Below are 13,555 nucleotides of genomic sequence, written 5' to 3'. Positions count from 1 at the left end.
ATTTTAAGATTACTTTAATCTATTAAGAATAAATATTAATAACTTGTTGAAAACATGGTCAAAATAGCTTTATTAAGATATCTATTTTAATTATTTTTGTTAACTTAATAAATAACAGTAAAATGCAAATAGACAATCAAATTTTTGACCTTATTCAAGAGGAAAAAGAAAGACAATTAAATGGTTTAGAATTAATAGCATCTGAAAACTTTGTGAGCGATCAAGTTATGCAAGCTCAAGGATCTATTTTAACTAATAAATATGCTGAAGGATATCCAGGAAAAAGATATTATGGAGGTTGTGAAATTGTAGATATTGTAGAACAAATTGCCATAGATAGAGCTAAAGAATTGTTTGGTGCAGAGTATGTAAATGTGCAACCACATTCTGGTTCTCAGGCAAATACCGCTGTTTTTGCAGCTTGTTTAAAGCCTGGAGATAAAATTTTAGGTTTTGATTTATCTCATGGAGGACACCTAACTCATGGTTCTCCAGTAAACTTTTCTGGTAAATTATATGAAACTTCTTTTTATGGAGTAGAAAAAGAAACTGGTGTTTTAAACTATGATAAAATACAAGAAACTGCTACTGCTGAATTACCAAATTTAATTATAGCTGGTGCTTCTGCTTATTCTAGAGATATTGACTTTAAACGTTTTAGAGAAATTGCAGATTCTGTTGGTGCAATTTTAATGGCAGATATTTCTCATCCTGCAGGAATGATTGCAAAAGGTATTTTGAATGATCCTATTCCTCATTGTCATATTGTAACTTCTACTACTCATAAAACATTAAGAGGGCCTAGAGGTGGAATTATAATGATTGGTAAAGATTTCGAAAATCCATTTGGTGAAACTTTAAAAAGTGGTAAGCCTAAAATGATGTCTATGTTATTAAACTCTGCTGTTTTTCCTGGAAATCAGGGTGGACCTTTAGAGCATGTTATTGCAGCAAAAGCTATTGCTTTTGGAGAAGCGTTAACAGATGAGTTTTTAGAATACCAAATTCAAGTAAAAGAAAATGCAGCAGCAATGGCTAAAGCATTTGTATCTAGAGGGTATGATTTAATTTCTGGAGGTACAGATAATCACTGTATGTTAATAGATCTTAGAAATAAAAACATTTCTGGTAAAGATGCAGAAATTGCTTTAGGTAAAGCAGACATTACAGTAAATAAAAATATGGTTCCTTTTGATGATAAAAGTCCGTTTGTAACTTCTGGTATTCGTGTTGGAACTCCAGCAATTACTACTCGTGGTTTAAAAACTGAAGATATGGAAGCTGTTGTAAACTTTATAGATGAGGCCATACAAAATGCTGATAACGAAGAAGCTTTGCATGAAATTGGAGAACGTGTTTCTGATATGATGAGTTCTAGAAGACTTTTTGTGATGTAAAAAACACTTTATAATCTTAAATAATAAAAGCATCAAGTTTATTTCTTGATGCTTTTTTATATCTTTCAAACTGAAAATAATTCTTATGGATACGTATTTTATAGCTACAGTTTTAATATTTCTTTCAGCCGTTTTTGGCTATATAAATGTTAAGTTTTTAAAAATGCCAAATACAATTGGTTTAATGATTATTACAATCATTTTCACATTGGGCGTTTTGCTATATAGTTATGTGGATCCAACATTATTAAATTTAGAAAAGTCCATTATTTCTAGTATCGATTTTAAATCGGTTTTGCTTGATGAAATGTTAAGTTTCCTTTTATTTGCAGGAGCTTTACATACCAATTTCGAGCAACTAAAAATACAACGTTGGCCAATACTATTATTCTCTACATTAGGTGTTTTAACATCTACTTTTTTAGTTGGATCTGTAATGTATTTTGTTTTACAACTTTTAGGTTTTGAGGTTGGTTTTATTTATTGTTTGTTATTTGGAGCCTTAATTTCTCCTACAGATCCAATTGCTGTATTAGGAATTTTAAAGAAGGCAGGCGTGCCCAAAAAGCTGGAAACCAAAATTGTAGGTGAATCATTATTTAATGATGGAGTAGGAGTAGTTATCTTTTTAACCATATTTCAGATTGCAAAATCGGGATTAGATGAAACTGAGGCTTTTGATGTTATTCAGCTTTTTGGACAAGAAGTATTAGGTGGAATATTATTAGGTGCTCTTTTAGGATATTTCTCTTACAGATTAATTAAATCTATAGATGATTATGACATTGAAGTTATTATAACCTTAGCAGCTGTTATGGGTGGTACTCTTATAGCACAAAAACTGCATTTAAGTGCACCTTTGGCTATGGTTACAGCAGGTTTAATTGTAGGTAATGATACTATTAGATCATCTTCTATGTCTGAAACCACAGAAAAGTATGTAGATAAATTTTGGGAGTTATTAGACATTTTATTAAATGCGGTTCTTTTTGTTTTAATAGGAATGGAGATGTTAGTGCTTGTGTTAGAAGGGAAGTATATTGTGGCTGGTTTAATTGCGATTCCTGTTGTATTAGTTTGTAGATATATTTCTTTGTTCCTACCAATTAATATTTTTCAAAAGAAGTTAGATTTTGTGCCTAAAACCAATTTAATTATGACTTGGGGTGGTTTAAGAGGAGGTATCTCTATTGCCTTAGCTCTTGGTTTATCTACAGAAATGTATAGAGATCTGTTTTTAGTCGTAACCTATATTGTAGTAGTTTTTTCTATTATAGCTCAAGGTTTAACTGTAGGTAGTTTAGTAAAGAAGTATAAAAAAGAAGTTTAAATTATAGCATAAAAAAAGTACTAAGAATATTCTTAGTACTTTTTAATGTATTTAATTTTTTAAAATTACCAGCTTTTAACAGCTTCTGCAATTTCATCTTTGGTTTTACCATATTTCTCTTGAATTTGACCAAATAACTTATCTTTCTTTCCTTCTGCTTCTGCAGATTCATCATTAGTTATTTCTCCATAGGTTTCTTTAAATTCACCTTTAATTTGTTTCCAAGTTCCTTCGTTTGTGTCTTTATTCATAACATTTAATTTAATTGTTGATACATATTTTAGAGTGTATAATCTCTATTTTTCTTTGTTTTCAGAGTTCTGAATTTTATCAGCAACCCTTTTATCAGAATTATCAGTAGCAGAATGTACCTGATCTTCTAACTTTTCTTTATCTGTGCCATTTAATCTTTCTTTACTGCTATCTTGGTCTTTATAACAATCTTTAACAGTGCCTTTTAAAGGGTGTAAGCCTCTTTCGTGTTTATCTGTGCTCATGGTTATAATTTTATGATAATTTATTTAATATTTTTCTTTGAAGAGATTCATGATCAGCTTCAATCTTTTCGATTTCCTCAATATCTTTTCCTATTAAAATCTCTTTACCATCATTACTTTTTTCTGATTTTAAGATTTTAGTTTCTTCAGTATGAATATCTGGTTTACCTGCAATATGACTTGTGGTATCATCAGTTTCAATATCCTTATAAAGATTTGTATTAAGTTCTTCTTTATTTTCTTTTGATTTATCTGTAGTACTCATAATTTGTTGATTTTTAGATTCAAATCAAAATTATGATATATTTAGAGTTGTAGTTTGTGGTATCAGTTCAAATGTTAACTCAAAAGATAATTATTCTTCTAATTGAGCTCTTTTAATAATATTTTCTGGCAATGATTTTTTTGCTTTAGCTCCCATTTTCTTTAATTTTTCTACACTAGTAATTAAGTTTCCTCTACCATCAACAAGTTTGTTCATAGCATTAGAGTATTCTTTTTTACTATCATCTATACGTTTTCCAATACCTACCAAATCTGTTAATAATCCTTGAAACTTATCATACAAAGCACCTGCTTGTCTTGCAATTTCAATGGCATTTCTTTGCTGTTTTTCATTATTCCACATAGAATCTATAGTTCTTAACGTGGCTAAAAGTGTAGATGGTGTAACAATGACGATGTTCTTTTCAAAAGCTTTGTTGTATAAGTGATTATCCGAATTTAAAGCAACTGCAAAAGCTGGTTCTATAGGAATGAATAATAGCACAAAGTCTGGAGATTCAATTTGATATAGGTCTTCGTACTTCTTGTCTGAAAGTTGTTCTATATGTCTTTTTAATGAATTTACATGTTCCTTTAAATGTTGTAGTTTAACATTTTCATCTTCTTCATTGGTAAACCTTTCATAAGCAACCAAAGAAACTTTAGAATCTACAATCATTTTTTTATTATCAGGTAAATGAATGACAACATCAGGTAAAACACGTTTACCTTCTTCTGTGGTAAAACTTTGTTGCACAAAGTATTCTCTATCTTTTTCTAATCCTGATTTCTCTAAGACACGTTCTAGAACCAATTCACCCCAATTACCTTGCATTTTAGAATCACCCTTTAAGGCTTTAGTAAGATTTATGGTGTCTTTACTCATTTGAGCATTCAACTCTTTTAAACTATCTAATTGAGTCTTTAATGCAGATTGAAACCCTGCTCGTTTTTCATCACTATCAGAAACTTTTTTCTCAAAAGTTTGAATTTTCTTTTCTAAAGGTTCTAATATATTCTTTATGTTTTCTCTATTCTGATTTGTGAATTTTGTAGATTTTTCTTCGAGTATTTTATTCGCCAAAACTTCAAAATCATTAGTAAACTTCTTTTGAAGATTTTCTACTTCTTCTTTGTGTTCATCTAATTTTAGTTGCAAATTTTTAATATCAGATTCTTGGGCAGTATTAGCTTTTAATAAATGTTCTTTTTCTAATTGATTTGCTTTAATATCTTTTTGTAACTCAATAAAGTTATTCTCTATAGTATCTTTAGATTGTTGTAATAAAAGTACACGTTCTTCATAAGTAGACTTCTCTTTTTCTAAGGCTGTTTTCTCTTTTTCAAAATTTACTTTTGCCAAAAGTTTCCCTATATAAAGACCTATACAGCTAAAAATCAGTGCAATTAAAAAGTAAGCTATCAATTCTGTCATTGTATCAATTTAAGTCCTTAAATTTATCACTTTTAAAAGAGAGAATGAAGAGAATTGCAAAATTTATATTGTTTACTATTTTAGGGTGGAAGCTTGATGGTTTTTTTCCTAAGGATATTAAAAAATACGTTGTTATTGCTGCACCTCATACAAGTTGGGTAGATTTTCCTATTGCAATTTTAGCCAGAATAAGTTCTGGAGTTATGATTCACTTTATAGGTAAAGCCTCTCTGTTTAATGGTCCTTTTGGTTTTTTCTTTAGAGCTTTAGGAGGTACACCTGTAGATAGAACAAAAAACAACAATTTAGTAGATGCTATTGTTGCCATTTTTAACAGTAAAGAAGAGTTTAAGCTAGGTTTGTCTCCAGAAGGAACAAGAAAGAAAGTTACTACTTGGAAAACAGGGTTTTATTACATTGCAAAAGGGGCAAATGTGCCTATTGTAATGGCTACATTAGATTTTGAAAATAAAACCATTAAAATATCAAAGCCTTTCTTTACTACAGAGAATAAAGAATCTGATTTTCTGTTCCTTAGGGCTTTCTACGCAAACGTAAAGGGGAAAAATCCTGATTTGTCTTAGCCGATTATATTTCCTGCTTTAAAATATGTAATATTACGTAGTATTTCTCTTAATATATAAGATGTAGGGGTTTTCTATTGCAAGAGAAATTAACTATAGTTTTCTATTGTTTCAATGAGTCTTCAAAAAGAAATTTTTGGAGACTTTATTGTTTATATTTAGTTGTTACTTTTTGTGCAATACCTACAATAACTTCTGTTGCTTTTATCATAGATTCTACAGGAACATATTCAAATCGTCCATGAAAGTTATGACCACCTGCAAAAATATTTGGACAAGGCAAACCTTTGTAAGATAGTTGAGAACCATCTGTACCTCCTCTAATTGGTTTTATTAGTGGTGTTATGCCAATATCGTTCATAACTTCCTCAACAATATCTACAATATGCATAACAGGTGTTACCTTTTCTTTCATATTAAAATATTGGTTTTTGATGGTTACTTGAATGGCATCACTTTCTAACTTTTTATTAATATCAAAAGCAATCTTCTGCATTAAATATTTTCTTTTCTCGAAAATATCAAAATCGTGATCTCTAATAATGTACTCTAAAACAGTTTCTTCTACATCGCCTTTTACGTCATGTAAATGAAAAAAACCTTCATATCCTTCCGTTTTTTCAGGTACTTCATCTGCAGGCACAGCTGCAATATATTCATTAGCAATAAGTAAAGAATTTATCATTTTACCCTTTGCATAACCTGGATGCACAATTTTACCTTTTATATTAATTTTTGCGCTTGCTGCATTAAAATTTTCGTATTCTAATTCTCCTATTTGACTCCCATCCATGGTGTAAGCCCAATCTGCACCAAACTTTTCAACATCAAATAAGTGAGCTCCTTTACCAACTTCTTCATCAGGAGTAAAACAAATTCTAATTTTGCCATGTTTAATTTCTGGATGTTTCACTAAATACTCCATTGCAGAAACAATCTCAGTAATTCCTGCTTTATCATCTGCACCAAGCAAAGTTGTACCATCTGTTGTGATGATGGTTTGACCTTTATATTGCTGTAAATCATCAAAATAAGTAGAAGATAAAATAATATTTTGCTCTTTATTTAATACAATATCTTTACCATCATAATTTTCTATGATTTGTGGTTTTACGTTAGCTCCTGTAAAATCTGGACTAGTATCTATATGAGATATAAAACCAATGATTGGTACATCGTAATCTAAATTACTTGGTAAAGTAGCCATGATGTAACAATTTTCATCTAATTCAACATCTTCCAAACCAATTTCAATAAGTTCTTTTTCTAACAATTTGGCTAAATTCCATTGCTTTTCTGTACTTGGAAAATCAGGGTTGTTTGGATTAGATTCTGTATCTATAGTTACGTAACTTATAAAACGTTTAGTTATGTTTTTTTTATCAATCATTTAATATTGATTTATTTTAAGGTTTTCTATTAAAGATAATGCTTTACAGCGTCTTTGATCAATTGATCCATCTCCATATAATTCTATTTTGGCTAAAATAAAGTTTGATGAATTCAACTGTATAAAAATATTACAAATTTGATATTTTAAATTGTTTTTTTTGCCTTTAAACAGTAAATACATTGCTTTTTTATTATTATAATTAAAAACGCTTTTTTGCGATAATATCAGCTTTTTTTGTAAGTATTCTTGTTCTTGTTTCAGTACAAAATTTTCGTTGATGATAATTTCTTTATTGATGTAAGAAACATCTAATAATATAGTTTCTGTCAGATTTTTAGTGTTATCTGCGCTAAAAATTGAAGATTGTATTTCATCTTGATATAAATTTGTTTCCCAGTCTTTAGGCAATTCTATAGAAAATAGATTTTTAGCATCATTTACTTTTTCTAAGTTTTCTAAAGTTGGAATATCACAATCAAAATCTAACAAAGGTGGAAATTGCTTAGAGCAAGATTGAATGGTTAATACAAATATAAATAGTAGAAAAACCCTCATTTATTTAATTCTGAATTTTCCAATTTTGTTACTACCACTTAACCAGGCATTATTTTCATCTACAAAAGTAATTGCATAAAAGCTTTTATTAGAAACCTTTACCCAAATTAAACCACCATCTTTAGAGTAAGAAACACCAGTTTTACCCACTGCAAAAATTTCTTTTCCTTTAGAATTTGGAACATAAGTTATGGCGCTTTTGTAATTTGGATTTTCATTGTTTGCAACCAAAGTCCAAGTTTTTCCACCATCTTTTGTAATGGCTTTGTTTGCCTTATTCTCTAAAGGTTTGCTGTAGTTTCCTCCAATAATAATTCCAGTATTTTCATCGTAGAAATCTATAGAATATATTCCTTGAGGACCATCACCTTGTATAATTGGAGTATTATAAATTTGCCAAGTTTTCCCAAAATCGTTAGATTTTAAAATACGCGCTTTTTTACCTCCAGAAGCTATCCAAACTGTGCTTCCAATGGTTTTAATATTGGTGTTACTTGCTGCAAAAAAGGCTTCTCCATCTTCAAAAACTGGTAAATTTTCACAAGGTAATTTTTGCCAAGTTTCTCCACCATCAGCAGTTAAGATAATTGATGCACAACTATCTGTTGGATCACCAACTGCAATTCCATGTAAATTATCATCAAAAAAAGTCATAGCATCATAAAATACTTTTTCATGTGTTTCTTTATAGACCATCGAATACTCACCATCTGCAATTTTATAAAGTAAGGCAGGATTGCCAATAGATAAGGCAAAATAATCTTTACCATTAAAGGCTAAACTTCTAAAATGTGGTAAAATACTATCTGAATACGTAATGTTTAATGCGTTTAAAGAAACACCTTCATTGGTCTTAAAACCAACATCTCCTCTTGAACCAGCATAAAAAACTTTAGTAGTATCTAAAGCATGTATTGCTCTAATACTAGAATTAATTACATTAAACTCTTGAATATCAATAGTTTTAATGGTTCTAGATTGATGTTTTTCTTTACATGAATAGAGAGAAACAAATGTGAGTAGAAGTAGAGCTATTCTTTTCATTTTTGATATTTTTATAGAACTAAAATAAACAAATCATTTAAGGTTAATGAAAAAAGCATTGGTTATTTCTGGGGGTGGAAGTAAAGGAGCATTTGCAGGAGGAGTTGCTCAGTATTTAATGAAGAAAGAAAACAGAGAATATGATTTGTTTTTAGGTACTTCAACTGGTAGTTTAATGGTTTCCCATTTAGCTTTAGATATGTTAGATGAATTGAAACATCTATATACCAACGTAAATCAAAGTACTATATTTAGTAACAATCCTTTTAAAATAAAAAAGGTTTCTGGAGAAAAAGTGATTAATATTAATCATTTTAATATGCTTAGAAACTTTTTAAAGGGTAGAAAAACATTTGGTGAGAGTAAAAACTTAAGACGTTTAATTAAGCAGAATGTCACCAGAGAAATGTTTGAGAAAATTAAGGAGACCAATAAAGAAATTGTGGTTACTGTTAGTAATTTAACTGCCAATCAAATTGAATATAAATCTAGTAACGAGTGTACTTACGAAGATTTTTTAGATTGGATTTGGGGTTCATGTAATTATGTACCTTTTATGAGTATTTTAGAAAAAGATCGTCAGCAATATGCAGATGGTGGCTTTGGTTCTTTAGTACCAATTAGAGAAGCTATTCTAAGAGGAGCTACAGAAATAGATGCGATTATTTTAGAAACTGAGGTGAGCCAATTTAATAGATTACCTTCTAAAAATCCGTTTTCTTTATTATTTGACGTTTTCGATTTTATGTTAACTCACGTAGAAAGACACAATATTACTATTGGTAAACTTGCTGCAAACAGTAAAAATGTAAAACTAAACTTGTATTATACACCAACTGTTTTGACTACCAATTCTTTGGTTTTTGATGAAGTTTTAATGCGTAAATGGTGGAAATCTGGATACAAATATGCAAAATCAAAACGTGAAGAATTAATGAGCGAATTTAGACCTGATGTACTTACAGATAAAGAAATAGAAGAAGGTGTAGATAATGTAGAGAATCTAAATATATAAGTTAAAGTTCTATATTTCTTCCTTCAGAAAGCATGTTGTTACCTGCAGGTGTTGCCATTTTTGAATCGTAGATTTCGTCGAAATTAGCAGCTTTTTGTTGTTTTGAGTTAGTTTTAGAACCAGTTATAATATATTGAATTGTTCTACTTAACAAAGGCTCATTAACATCTCCTAAAGTTCCTAAATTGTCAAAATCTTCAGCCAATATAATTCCTGGCAAATCTGTTCCTGGAGTTATACCATTAGGATAGTTAACATTATTTTTATTGGTTATTTCTAAAACTAAAGGTTGAAGTGCATAATTATGATTTGTATTAAAATTAGCACCTGTTTTTCTTAAGTTATCAGAATCATACAAAGTAATAGAACCTACTTGTTTACCTACAGTTGTTGTACCCACAATATTTACATCTATATACGCACTTAATGCATTCATGAGCAATTCTGATGCAGAAGCTGTACTACCTGATGTTATAATATACACTCTGTTTAAGCCCAGACTATTAATGTTTTCTTCTACAACTACATTTCCTGTAGCATCTAAATTTCTAATTTGGTTGGTAAAGTTATTGATAAATGTTTCTGGAGGATTTGCTGCTAAAATTTTCTGATTCCAAATTTCTTTAGAATACACTTGGTCTGTAAATTGGCCTGTAACCATGCTTCCTAAATAGCTTGCAGATTGTACAGAACCTCCAGGATTATATCTTAAATCGATTATTAAATCATTTATATTCTCTGATTTGAAATTGGCAAAAGCTGCATTTAAATCTGCATCAAAATTTCTTGAAAATTGATTGTACATTAAATATCCAATTTTCTGATTGCTCTCTTCAATAACTTTGGCAATCGCAATTGGGTTTTCTTGTAAATCTGTTTTTTGTAAAGAAACTAAAGTTCCATTTTGTACAGGATCTCCATCATTATAATCTGCAAAACCCATAGAATAGGTTGTATTACTGCTAAATAATAAAGAGCTAAAGTTGGTATCTGTTAACTGCTGACCATTTATAGAAGTAAATATTTGACCACGAGTTATATTTTTTGATGCAGCATCAGAATTTGGAATTACATAACGTACATAACCAAAAATATTACTTGAATTTGTTTTGTAACGAACCAAACCAAACTCAATACCATTGCTTAAGTTTAAACCTTGAAAAGAATTTTCTAAGGCTACATAATCATCAACAATAACAGAAAAACGATCTTCAGGTCTATTTAGTAAACTTTCAAAAACAGTTTCTGGTGATGAGAAACCTCTAAAGTAGGTATATAAATCATCGAAGGTTGCAAAACGATTGTCTGCTAAATCTGGAACATCTTGCTGCCAAAAATAATATACATTTAAACCCTTCCATATAAAATAATTGATGTCATCTTGTGTGCTGTTTTGTATGGATGCAATTTCAGTTTTTTCGCAAGATGATAAAATTAATATGGTAAGAAGTAAAAAGGTTTTGAATGTGTTTTTCATCAATTTTAATTTGTATTAGGTAAATCTTGTTCTATAAAAACACCATTATCAAAGTTTCTTTGAACATTTATGCTGTTAAATAAATACTCGAAATTGTTTGGATTGCAATTTGAATTTGAATTTGCAGCTCCTGTTTCAATTAAATTTAACACTCTGTTTAAAATAGGATCAGAATTCGTGCCCAAAACTCCTAAATTTAAAACATCTTCTTGATTACAAAGATTAATTATTGGTGTTAAACCATTGTTATAGGTTTGGTCGTTACTATTTGTAAAAGTTAACACAACAGGTTGTAAAGCTACTGTATGTGTTGAGTTTCTTAAGCCAAAATCATAATCATCTGAATTGTAAAGCGTAATAGAACCTGTGTTGTTTCCTGCAGTATTATTACCAATGATCTGAATGTTCATATATGGGTTTAAGCTATTTACTAAAAGCTCAATTGCAGAAGAACCCTCAAAATTATTTCCATTTAAAATGATAAATAAATCAGTCACCTGCATTCCTCCAACTGTAGTTGTTTGATTGCTTGCAGAAAAACGAGTTAATAATGAATCTGGCTGATATTCTAAAAACCATTCTTGTGCTTTAGTGTTCCAATTTTCTTTAAGAAATACTTCATCTTGAAATTGACCTGTAATTACACTTGCAAAGGCCTCAATATCTCTAGCAAAACTGCCTGAACCTATACTATATCTTAAATCTAAAACCAACTTATTTACATTCTGACTTACAAAATTACTAGCAGTTTGTTTTAGATTATCAATATAATTATTAGAAAAGTCGTTGTTGTAGATTATATAACCAACATTGTCTGAATTAATTGAAATTACATCTTCTAAGAATGTTGCAGGATAATTATACCCTTCTTTTTCTAAATTTACAGTTCTAGTTGTTGGAGTTATTGTGTTGCCATCAAAATTGGCCATATTTAAGGTGAAATTATTCTGACCATTCAATAATAAATCTTGATAGTTTTGTCTTGTAAGTAATACTCCATCAACAGCATTAAAGTAATCACCTCTAGCAATATTTTGTAAAGCAGCATTAGAATTTGGTAGAATATGAGTTACATAACCTAAAACATTATCTGAATTGTTTGGGTCTGCAATAATTCCGAATTCCAAACCATTTGTAAAACTAGTTCTTAATTCAGGTGATGTTAATGTGTTATAATCTTCTACTAAGTTAGATTTTAAATCATTTTCTAGGGTTAAACTCTCAAAGAGTAAATTATAATCAGGAAAAGAATTTAGATAGGCATTTAATTCTTCATCAGAGCTAAAACGTCTGTCAGACAAATCTGCAACCTGATCTTGATATAAATAATAAGCATTTAGACCTTTCCAAACAAAATCATGAACTACCAAATTTTGCGGCACTTCATATTCTTTAGAACAACCCAATATTAGCGCACAAAATAGGGTGATGCAAATAACATTTATTTTTTTTATCATATAGAAAGTCTAATGTTTACAGTAAATTTAACGCAATTTAAATCTTTTTAGTATTTTTTTACAATAAGGCTGTAACAAAATAAATTGTTAGTCGTCGTAATTATGTAAACCTGATATAAGAGATGAAAAAATATCAGAAAAACAAAATCAATCCATGAACCAATCAGACTTTTTAGAAGTTGTATTACCATTTAAAGATAAGGTTTTTAGACTAGCAAAAAGATTGTTAGTGTCTAGAGAAGAAGCAGAAGATGCTACCCAAGAACTTATTTTTAAATTGTGGAAAAATAAAAGCAAAATTGGGAATTATAAGAATGTTGAAGCCTTTGCAATGACAATGACTAAAAATTATTGTTATGATCGTTTAAAAAGTAAACAAGCAAGTAATTTAACATTAGTACATAGTAATTATAAAGAGAAAGAAACTTCTTTAGATAAGAAATTAGAATATCAAGACAGTGTAAACCAAGTACATCAATTGATAGAGAAATTGCCAGAAAATCAAAAGATTATAATTCAGCTAAGAGATGTTGAACAATATGATTTTGAAGAAATCTGTAAGATGGTAGATATGAAACCAACAGCAGTAAGAGTGGCATTGTCTAGAGCAAGAAAAACAATTAGAGAAGAATTAATTAAAAAACACAACTATGGAGTTAGCTAACATAGAAAAATTAGTAGAAAAGTATGAAAATGCAGAAACTACATTGCAAGAAGAGCAAACCTTAAGAGCTTATTTTACAGAAGGTAATGTTGCACCACATTTGCAAGAGTATGCGTATATGTTTACATATTTTACTGCTGTAAAAGAAGATACTTATACCAAAACCTTAAAGTTAGAACCTAAGAAATCTAAGAAGATGAACTTTAAATGGTTGTCTGTAGCAGCATCTTTTATGTTATTATTTAGTGTATTTCTTGGCCAACAAGAATACAAAGAATACCAAGAAAGGAAAAAAGCAGAAAAAATTTATGCTCAAGTTAATAAAGGTTTAACGTTATTATCTAACAATCTTAAAAAAGGAGAACAAGCTTTAGATCAATTTTATAAGCATGGAACTGCAGTAAAAAAAGTATTAAAATAAACCAAGTAATAAATTAATAAAA

At 29.5% G+C, this 13,555-nt stretch carries 15 protein-coding genes; 6 read left to right on the top strand and 9 right to left on the bottom strand.

The window, feature by feature from the left end:
• Window positions 1-122: 122 nt before the first annotated feature.
• Both glyA and LPB302_RS03195 read left to right on the top strand, forming a co-directional pair.
• On the top strand, window positions 123-1,397 hold the full coding sequence (gene glyA, locus LPB302_RS03200) for a serine hydroxymethyltransferase (RefSeq protein ID WP_053974894.1): 1,275 nt from the start codon (window positions 123-125) through the stop codon (window positions 1,395-1,397).
• 85 nt (window positions 1,398-1,482) lie between these two features.
• Window positions 1,483-2,727: a cation:proton antiporter gene (locus LPB302_RS03195; protein WP_053974893.1), complete on the top strand. Its 1,245-nt coding sequence runs from the start codon at window positions 1,483-1,485 to the stop codon at window positions 2,725-2,727.
• Window positions 2,728-2,792: 65 nt separating this feature from the next.
• Here the strand turns inward: LPB302_RS03195 and LPB302_RS03190 are convergent, their stop codons facing one another.
• The 4 genes from LPB302_RS03190 to LPB302_RS03175 all read right to left on the bottom strand — a co-directional run bounded on the left by LPB302_RS03190 (window position 2,793) and on the right by LPB302_RS03175 (window position 4,923).
• Complete coding sequence (locus LPB302_RS03190; protein ID WP_053974892.1) at window positions 2,793-2,978, bottom strand: CsbD family protein; 186 nt, start codon at window positions 2,976-2,978, stop codon at window positions 2,793-2,795.
• A gap of 45 nt (window positions 2,979-3,023) precedes the next feature.
• On the bottom strand, window positions 3,024-3,224 hold the full coding sequence (locus tag LPB302_RS03185; protein WP_053974891.1) for a hypothetical protein: 201 nt from the start codon (window positions 3,222-3,224) through the stop codon (window positions 3,024-3,026).
• A gap of 10 nt (window positions 3,225-3,234) precedes the next feature.
• Window positions 3,235-3,489 carry a hypothetical protein gene (locus LPB302_RS03180; RefSeq protein WP_053974890.1) on the bottom strand — a complete coding sequence of 85 codons (255 nt, stop codon included), beginning with the start codon at window positions 3,487-3,489 and terminating at the stop codon, window positions 3,235-3,237.
• A gap of 90 nt (window positions 3,490-3,579) precedes the next feature.
• The gene (locus tag LPB302_RS03175; protein ID WP_053974889.1) at window positions 3,580-4,923 is read right to left on the bottom strand and encodes a DNA recombination protein RmuC; all 1,344 of its coding nucleotides are present in this window, start codon (window positions 4,921-4,923) and stop codon (window positions 3,580-3,582) included.
• A gap of 44 nt (window positions 4,924-4,967) precedes the next feature.
• On the opposite strand from LPB302_RS03175, the gene LPB302_RS03170 reads away from it, so the two are divergent.
• A complete protein-coding gene (locus LPB302_RS03170) occupies window positions 4,968-5,507 on the top strand; it encodes a 1-acyl-sn-glycerol-3-phosphate acyltransferase (RefSeq protein WP_053974888.1) in 540 nt (179 codons plus the stop codon).
• Between the two features lie 145 nt (window positions 5,508-5,652).
• Here LPB302_RS03170 and pepT read toward each other — a convergent pair whose 3' ends face one another.
• The 3 genes from pepT to LPB302_RS03155 are packed head-to-tail and all read right to left on the bottom strand — an operon-like array spanning window position 5,653 to window position 8,499.
• A complete protein-coding gene (pepT, locus tag LPB302_RS03165; RefSeq protein WP_053974887.1) occupies window positions 5,653-6,897 on the bottom strand; it encodes a peptidase T in 1,245 nt (414 codons plus the stop codon).
• On the bottom strand, window positions 6,898-7,455 hold the full coding sequence (locus LPB302_RS03160; protein ID WP_053974886.1) for a hypothetical protein: 558 nt from the start codon (window positions 7,453-7,455) through the stop codon (window positions 6,898-6,900).
• Window positions 7,456-8,499, bottom strand: a complete 1,044-nt coding sequence (locus LPB302_RS03155; protein WP_053974885.1) for a WD40/YVTN/BNR-like repeat-containing protein — start codon at window positions 8,497-8,499, stop codon at window positions 7,456-7,458.
• Between the two features lie 46 nt (window positions 8,500-8,545).
• Between LPB302_RS03155 and LPB302_RS03150 the strand changes: the two genes are divergently transcribed.
• Window positions 8,546-9,514 carry a patatin-like phospholipase family protein gene (locus LPB302_RS03150; protein ID WP_053974884.1) on the top strand — a complete coding sequence of 323 codons (969 nt, stop codon included), beginning with the start codon at window positions 8,546-8,548 and terminating at the stop codon, window positions 9,512-9,514.
• 1 nt (window position 9,515) lies between these two features.
• Here the strand turns inward: LPB302_RS03150 and LPB302_RS03145 are convergent, their stop codons facing one another.
• Window positions 9,516-10,991, bottom strand: coding sequence for a GFO_1087 family putative carboxy terminal peptidase (locus tag LPB302_RS03145; protein WP_053974883.1), 1,476 nt, complete (start codon window positions 10,989-10,991; stop codon window positions 9,516-9,518).
• 5 nt (window positions 10,992-10,996) lie between these two features.
• Complete coding sequence (locus tag LPB302_RS03140; RefSeq protein ID WP_053974882.1) at window positions 10,997-12,448, bottom strand: S41 family peptidase; 1,452 nt, start codon at window positions 12,446-12,448, stop codon at window positions 10,997-10,999.
• Between the two features lie 154 nt (window positions 12,449-12,602).
• Here LPB302_RS03140 and LPB302_RS03135 point away from each other — a divergent pair, with 154 nt between their 5' ends.
• Entirely contained in the window at window positions 12,603-13,112 is a 510-nt protein-coding gene (locus LPB302_RS03135) for a GFO_1088 family ECF-type sigma factor (protein ID WP_053974881.1), read from the top strand.
• A complete protein-coding gene (locus LPB302_RS03130; RefSeq protein WP_053974880.1) occupies window positions 13,099-13,533 on the top strand; it encodes a PG0215 family putative anti-sigma factor in 435 nt (144 codons plus the stop codon). The genes LPB302_RS03135 and LPB302_RS03130 overlap by 14 nt, the downstream gene beginning before the upstream one ends.
• Window positions 13,534-13,555 lie beyond the last annotated feature (22 nt).

The sequence above is a fragment of the Polaribacter dokdonensis genome, assembly GCF_024362345.1.
Taxonomy (GTDB): domain Bacteria; phylum Bacteroidota; class Bacteroidia; order Flavobacteriales; family Flavobacteriaceae; genus Polaribacter; species Polaribacter dokdonensis.
The sequence above is the reverse complement of the archived record's forward strand: the minus strand, read 5'-3'. Positions and strand labels throughout refer to the sequence as shown.

Coding starts and splice junctions, on each gene's coding strand:
- LPB302_RS03150 (WP_053974884.1), top strand. CDS start 8,546: ATGAAAAAAGCATTGGTTATTTCTGGGGGTGGAAGTAAAGGAGCATTT.
- LPB302_RS03180 (WP_053974890.1), bottom strand. CDS start 3,489: ATGAGTACTACAGATAAATCAAAAGAAAATAAAGAAGAACTTAATACA.
- pepT (WP_053974887.1), bottom strand. CDS start 6,897: ATGATTGATAAAAAAAACATAACTAAACGTTTTATAAGTTACGTAACT.
- glyA (WP_053974894.1), top strand. CDS start 123: ATGCAAATAGACAATCAAATTTTTGACCTTATTCAAGAGGAAAAAGAA.
- LPB302_RS03195 (WP_053974893.1), top strand. CDS start 1,483: ATGGATACGTATTTTATAGCTACAGTTTTAATATTTCTTTCAGCCGTT.
- LPB302_RS03130 (WP_053974880.1), top strand. CDS start 13,099: ATGGAGTTAGCTAACATAGAAAAATTAGTAGAAAAGTATGAAAATGCA.
- LPB302_RS03145 (WP_053974883.1), bottom strand. CDS start 10,991: ATGAAAAACACATTCAAAACCTTTTTACTTCTTACCATATTAATTTTA.
- LPB302_RS03175 (WP_053974889.1), bottom strand. CDS start 4,923: ATGACAGAATTGATAGCTTACTTTTTAATTGCACTGATTTTTAGCTGT.
- LPB302_RS03160 (WP_053974886.1), bottom strand. CDS start 7,455: ATGAGGGTTTTTCTACTATTTATATTTGTATTAACCATTCAATCTTGC.
- LPB302_RS03155 (WP_053974885.1), bottom strand. CDS start 8,499: ATGAAAAGAATAGCTCTACTTCTACTCACATTTGTTTCTCTCTATTCA.
- LPB302_RS03185 (WP_053974891.1), bottom strand. CDS start 3,224: ATGAGCACAGATAAACACGAAAGAGGCTTACACCCTTTAAAAGGCACT.
- LPB302_RS03135 (WP_053974881.1), top strand. CDS start 12,603: ATGAACCAATCAGACTTTTTAGAAGTTGTATTACCATTTAAAGATAAG.
- LPB302_RS03190 (WP_053974892.1), bottom strand. CDS start 2,978: ATGAATAAAGACACAAACGAAGGAACTTGGAAACAAATTAAAGGTGAA.
- LPB302_RS03170 (WP_053974888.1), top strand. CDS start 4,968: ATGAAGAGAATTGCAAAATTTATATTGTTTACTATTTTAGGGTGGAAG.
- LPB302_RS03140 (WP_053974882.1), bottom strand. CDS start 12,448: ATGATAAAAAAAATAAATGTTATTTGCATCACCCTATTTTGTGCGCTA.